2 protein-coding genes and 3 pseudogenes are annotated in these 6,434 nt (G+C 41.4%); 1 reads left to right on the forward strand and 4 read right to left on the reverse strand.

Features of this window, described 5'->3' with window-relative positions:
- From HMPREF2887_RS05495 to treP, 4 genes and pseudogenes are all read right to left on the reverse strand, one after another.
- Nucleotides 1–1,422, reverse strand: a pseudogene (locus tag HMPREF2887_RS05495) (endonuclease); the annotation flags it as partial.
- Between the two features lie 159 nt (nucleotides 1,423–1,581).
- Nucleotides 1,582–3,213: an alpha,alpha-phosphotrehalase gene (locus tag HMPREF2887_RS05500; RefSeq protein WP_081026659.1), complete on the reverse strand. Its 1,632-nt coding sequence runs from the start codon at nucleotides 3,211–3,213 to the stop codon at nucleotides 1,582–1,584.
- Between the two features lie 206 nt (nucleotides 3,214–3,419).
- A pseudogene (locus tag HMPREF2887_RS10670) lies at nucleotides 3,420–3,875 on the reverse strand (PTS glucose transporter subunit IIA); the annotation flags it as partial.
- A 66-nt stretch (nucleotides 3,876–3,941) separates the two neighbouring features.
- Nucleotides 3,942–5,433, reverse strand: a pseudogene (gene treP, locus HMPREF2887_RS05505) (PTS system trehalose-specific EIIBC component); the annotation flags it as partial.
- Nucleotides 5,434–5,611: 178 nt separating this feature from the next.
- Here treP and treR point away from each other — a divergent pair.
- On the forward strand, nucleotides 5,612–6,322 hold the full coding sequence (gene treR / locus HMPREF2887_RS05510; protein ID WP_021001389.1) for a trehalose operon repressor: 711 nt from the start codon (nucleotides 5,612–5,614) through the stop codon (nucleotides 6,320–6,322).
- The last annotated feature ends 112 nt before the right edge of the window (nucleotides 6,323–6,434 follow it).

A 6,434-nucleotide genomic window follows, 5' to 3' on the forward strand; every position in this document is an offset into this window, starting at 1 on the left:
TAACTTCACTCGTTGAGGATTATACAAGTAAGCCACACGAATATTGGAGCCCGGCTTTCCACCATCTGCTCCATCAACAGGGGCGACTTCGGTATATTTATATTCTTTGCCACCTAATTGTTTAATTTTAGCAGCCAGTTTTTCACCGCTTTGCACACCGCTGACAGTACCATCATTAACGCTTCCATTATTGTCTTGAACTTCTATGAGTGTGATAATATCTGGACTATGGATTTCATTGATAAAGGATTTGGCAATTTTCTCCACTTTTGCGTCAGGTGTTTCACCCGCTGCATTGTTTGCTGAGAAGTTTTCAATATTATAAGAAGCAATCGTCAATTTATCTTCACTTGGATAAAGTTTAGAAACTTCTCCTTGCAGACCGCCATCTTGCAGATCTGGCAACTTCGTTGGCTCCAACTTATAAACCTTGCTGCGATAAGTTACAACACCAGAAACATCTTCATTAAAGTAATCTTTGGCTTTGGCAATAAACTTATTTCCTACATAAACCGGAATGGTTGCCGTATTTTGCGCATTCGGACGTAAATTGACACCACCGATATTATTTAGCGGCAATTCTTGATATCCAGCAGGTAACAGGTAGATATCCCCGCGATATTGCGGACCAAGCACACGAGGTTTTTTCACTGTTGTCAACATACCCTCCAGACTTTCCCAATAATCCAATGCATCATGTTCTGGATCATAAGTAGTCGGAGTATTATCCACGATATCTTTTGGCATACGATCTGAAATATTAACTGGTTCTGGTAGTGCGGCTGTACCGTTTTTCGTTACCTTAGAAGCAAACAATTGCGTGACAGTTAAGCTATCAGCTGGTTTTTTAAATTGTTGCCCCGGACGGACGCTGAGCGACTCCATGTAACCTTCTTTAACTTCACCTTCAATCGTCAATCGGTCTCCAACGGCTACTTTTTCCTTTGAAACTACATAGATAGCATCTGAAGTCTTTGTGTTCCCGTCAGCTTTGATGTCTTGTGCATAAAAGCCATATCGATCCGTTTTAGTGACGACTACACTTGACACGCGCACCTTTTTCCCATTATAAGGCGATTCATGTGCTTCGCCTTGAATTTGACCAATATTGGCTACCTCGGTAAATTCAGAAGTAGTAGCTCTTGCTTCACTGCTTGAAGCTTCTGTCTTAGGTGTTTCTTCGCTTGTGCTACTTGGCTCATTCGTACTACTCGTACTGCTTGCCGAACTTTCAGAAGTTGTTTCTGATGATTGCGACTGAGTTGTTGAAGCAACAGAACTAGACTCTGAAGTCGTTGTTACAGAAGTTTCTGAACTTGAAGAGCTCGCCTCATTTGCCTGAACAACAGGACTTAGAACGCTACTAGCTAACAAAATAGTTGTCGCAAACAATACAGGCAATTGTTTTGAAGTTTTTTTCATATATTCTCCTTTACATCATAATTTGGAAATCAAATTTCCTTGAGATGTATTTCTACCGTAATTATTATAAATAAAACAAAAGGACAATGCAAGCGCTTTCTCTTGGATTTAAAAAAATCGGCTGAACAATTCAGTCGATTTTAGGATTTATTGCTGCATTTAGTGTTTATTTACAATAATTGCCAAACTTTCATAAGGTCTTAATGTTACAACTTCTGCTGTTTGAGCTTCTTCATAATTAGAAAGGAGCACTTCGCCATTTTGATACTCTGGTAAAATATCTATCGTAATCGGATCTAGATAAAAGTTATTGAGTACCAAAAGTTTTTCGTCACCTAATTGACGCTCAAAAGCATAAACTTGCTGACTGTCTTCATAAGCTGGTTGATAGCTGCCTTCGGCAATGATAGGAAGCTCCTTGCGAAGAGTAATCAGTTTTTGATAGAAAGTGAAAATCGGGCCCTGCATCTCATTTTCAACATTGATTTCAGGATAAGATTTCCCTGCTTTGAGCCAAGGGGTGCCTGTCGTAAAGCCAGCATTCGCTGAATCATCCCACTGCATAGGAGTGCGAGAATTATCGCGAGATTTAGCCTGAATAATTGCAAAAGCTTCTTCTGGTGTTTTTCCTTGCTCCAGCAGCATCTGATAGGCATTGATAGACTCCACATCCACATAATCTGCCATAGAGTCATAGTCTGGATTCACCATGCCGATTTCTTCTCCCATATAAATATATGGCATCCCGCGAGACAGATGAATGCTGGCCGCAAGCATAGTTGCTCCTTCATTGCGGAAATGCTGAACATCAACAAAACGATTTAAGGCACGTGGCTGATCATGATTGTTCCAAAATAGAGCACTCCAGCCATCATGGTCACTCATTTCCTTGCCCCACGTATGAAAAAGACGGTTGAGCTCCTCGAAATCAAATTTTTTCAAGCTCCATTTTTGACCATTTTCATAATCCACCTTCAAATGATGGAAATTAAAGGCCATAGACAATTCGTGACGTGCCGGATCTGTATAGAGAATGCAGTTTTCAATAGTAGTCGCACTCATTTCTCCAACCGTCATAAATGAATCATCCTGACCGAATGTAGCCTCGTTCATCATGTGTAGGTATTCATGTACAATGGGCTTATCCGTATAGGCAGGCTTACCATCATTTTCCGAACAGTTTTCCAACACCTCATCTTTTCCAATCAGATTGATGACGTCAAAGCGAAAACCTCTGACACCCTTGTTCCGCCAAAAATTGACAACTTTGAAAAGTTCTTCGCGAACATGAGGATTGCGCCAGTTGAGATCAGCCTGCGTCCACATCAAAGAGATGCAGGTAGTACTTGCCAGTGTCGCCAAAAGGTGCCCAGGCGCTGCCGCCAAACTTAGACAACCAATCTGTCGGCTCATCACGCAGAAAAAAAAATCTTGGTAGTACGGATCGCCAGCTAAAGCTTTTTGAAACCATTCATGCTCGGTCGAGCAATGATTTAAGACCATATCCAGCATAAAGTCAATGCCGTATTCTTTCCCAACTTGGACCATCTCTTCAAAGTCAGACATCGTCCCAAAAAGAGGGTTGACAGCCGTGTAGTCTGAAATATCATAACCATTATCACGCTGCGGGCTGGGATAGAAAGGATTGAGCCAGACCATATCCACTCCTAATTCTTTGAGGTAAGGAATTTTCTCAATAACGCCTTGAAAATCTCCTATCCCATTGCCGGTCGTGTCTTTAAATGATTTTGGATAAATTTGATAGACGACTTTTGTCTTATCTAATGCCATTTGTCTTCCTTTTCTATTTTCTAAAAGAAAGAGGCGGGGCTTAAGCTCCTCCCCTTTATCGTTACTTTTATTCTTTGTACGAGCTTTTTTGCCTCTCGTTAAGAGATTGCTGCTTGGATTTCCAGCAGTGAGGCAAATGGATTACTGAGATAAATTTGTCCATTCGTTAGATAAAATCCTGCTCATCATAGCTCGTATCAAACATTTTACCCGATTCGAGTAGCTGTCATCAGCTTATCTCCACGTTCGACAGTCCGCGGTAATGTTCTCTGTTCATCAGCCTGAAATTGCTCTTGATTTGTGATAATCACAGGTGTTTCAGTCACTAAGCCAGCTTCCTGAATAGCTGCTATATCAAAACTAACCAGTTTCTGACCTACGCTCACTCTGTCTCCTTGAGCCACATGAGCTTCAAAACCTTTGCCGTCGAGATTAACTGTGTCCATACCGATATGCATGAGTAATTCGACACCTTCATCTGACACGATTCCAACAGCATGATTGGTTGGGAAAAGCACTGATACCGTCCCGTTCACAGGGGCCACCAGTTCTCCCTCACTTGGAAGGATGACAACTCCTTGTCCCATCACGCCTTGAGCAAAGACAGGGTCGGTTGCTTAGCTTAATTCTTTGACTTCCCCAGCCAGTGGGCTAGCAATTTCTGCAAAATCTACTTTTGGAGCGGCTTCTTTTGCTTCGTCAATGGCTTCAATTTGCGGTGATTTGACACTTTCATCTTCTGTCTTTGTAAACATGCCTGTCTTGCGGAAGAAGAAAGTCAAAATCATCGGTACTGCAATAGCTACTAACATAATAAGGAAGAATGGAAGCATGTATTTAGCTTGGATAGATAAGATACCTGGAATTCCACCGATTCCGATAGCATTGGCTGTTACGTTAAAGGTTACGGATAAGAGACCTGCGATAGAAGAACCAATCATCCCTGCCACAAATGGGTAGACGTACTTCACGTTGACCCCAAAAAGGGCTGGTTCTGTAACACCTAGATAAGCAGAAATCGTTGCTGGCAGAGAAATCTGTGCTTCACGTTCATTATGACGGTTCATCAGATAGTAAGCAAATACAGCTGAACCTTGAGCGATATTGGACAAGGCAATCATTGGCCATAGCGCCGTACCGCCTGTATCTGCAACCAGCTGTGTATCAATGGCATTGGTCATGTGGTGCAGACCAGTGATAACAAACGGAGCATAGAGGGCACCAAATATCGCACCAAAGAGCCATTTAACAGGACCAGTCAGACCAGCAAGCACCGCTGTTGACAGCCATTGTCCAAGTGTCCAACCAATTGGACCAAGGACTGTATGCGCTAGAATCAAAGCTGGAATCAAGGATAAGAATGGCACAAAAATCATGGACACAACTTCTGGAATGCGTTTGCGCCAGAAGATTTCAAGATAAGATAGCGACAATCCTGCAAGCAGAGCTGGAATAACTTGTGCTTGGTATCCAATTTTTCTAACTGTGAAGAAACCAAAATCCCATACCCAGTTTTTAGCAATTTCTGAAGCTGGCGTACCAGCTACTGCATAAGCGTTAAGTAACTGAGGAGACACCAGACAGATTCCCAAAACGATACCGAGGATTTGGCTGGTTCCCATTTTACGAGAAACAGACCAGACAATACCAACTGGCAAGAAGTGGAAAATCGCTTCACCCGGCAGCCACAAGAATGAGTTTACCCCGCTCCAGAACTGTGATACATCCACAATTGTATTGTAAATCGGAGTACCGTCTTTAGCAAACTGAGCAACACCGTCAACCATTTTTTGACCGAGCGCCTGAATCTGCACACCTTCCAGAATATTGCGGAAACCGAGAATCAGCCCCCCCAACGATAATGGCTGGAATAATTGGAGTGAAAATTTCCGCCAGCATTGTCATGACACGCTGTACTGGATTCTGATTGCTTTTGGCAGCGGCTTTGGCTGCTTCTTTTGATACTCCTTCAATCCCTGAAACAGCTGTAAAATCATTGTAGAAAATCGGCACATCATTTCCGATAATGACCTGAAACTGCCCTGCATTTGTAAAAGTTCCCTTTACAGCTGGAATGGCTTCAATTGCTTTTACGTCTGCCTTCTTTTCATCTGCCAATACAAAGCGCATCCGAGTTGCACAATGGCTGACAGCTGAGACATTCGCCTTGCCGCCGATAGCATCTAATAGCGTCTTGGCGTCTTTCTCAAATTTTCCCATTTTCTGTTTGGCTAGGCTTAACCTAACACTCTCCTTCTTTTTTCATCATTGTACAATTGATTGATACATTTATTGTAAACGATACCAAAGATGTCTGCAAGATGTTTGTAGTAAAAAAGGCTCTTTTTTGGTAAAATTTATTTAGTTGTATGCTAAAAAGAAAACAAGTGAGGATATCATGAAAAAATATAAACAAATTTTTAAACTCTTAGAACAAGATATTCTAAACGAGAAATATCAGATAAATGATTATCTTCCTAGCGAACACGAACTTGTCCAGACCTACAAGGTCAGCCGTGACACGATTCGTAAATCGCTTGATTTGCTTCAAAAAGCTGGTCTCATTCAAAAAAGGAGAGGTAAAGGCTCTAAAGTCATCCAACAAGAACAGATTGACTTTCCCGTTTCCAACCTAACTAGTTACCAAGAACTTGTCCGGCAACATGGAATGAATTCTAAAACCAATGTCATACAGTTAGAAAAAATTACAGTTGATAAAAAATTATCCAGTCTTACTGGTTTTCCTGAATACCGTCTGGTGTGGCGGATTATTCGCCAAAGGGTCGTTGACGGGATTGCCTCCGTCTTGGATATTGATTACCTTGATAAGAGTTTTGTCCCTTCTATTAACCGTGAAATTGCAGAGCATTCAATTTATGCTTATTTAGAAGATGAACTGGGACTACACATTTCTTACGCCCAAAAAGAAATCACAATTGATCCAGCCACTAATCGCGATAAAATATTGATGAACATTGGAAATGACCACCATGTCGTCTCTGTCAAATCAAAAGTCTATCTTGCAGACGGACAGCAATTTCAGTTTACAGATAGTCGTCATAAACTCGAAAAATTCCGTTTCGTTGACTTCTCCAAACGGCAAAAATGATCATGACCCTTCACAAAATTCACTCTTCAATATTAAAAATAAAGGAAGAATGTCGTTGTCATCAATCTGCTTCCTTTATTTTTAATGTCATTCACATATTTATAAAAAGTAA

This window comes from Streptococcus sp. HMSC071H03, from assembly GCF_001813035.1.
GTDB classification, from domain to species: Bacteria; Bacillota; Bacilli; order Lactobacillales; family Streptococcaceae; genus Streptococcus; species Streptococcus anginosus.

What these genes read in the sequence shown, in the direction of transcription:
- HMPREF2887_RS05500 (WP_081026659.1), bottom strand. Translation starts at nt 3,213, where the DNA reads ATGGCATTAGATAAGACAAAAGTCGTCTATCAAATTTATCCAAAATCA.
- treR (WP_021001389.1), top strand. Translation starts at nt 5,612, where the DNA reads ATGAAAAAATATAAACAAATTTTTAAACTCTTAGAACAAGATATTCTA.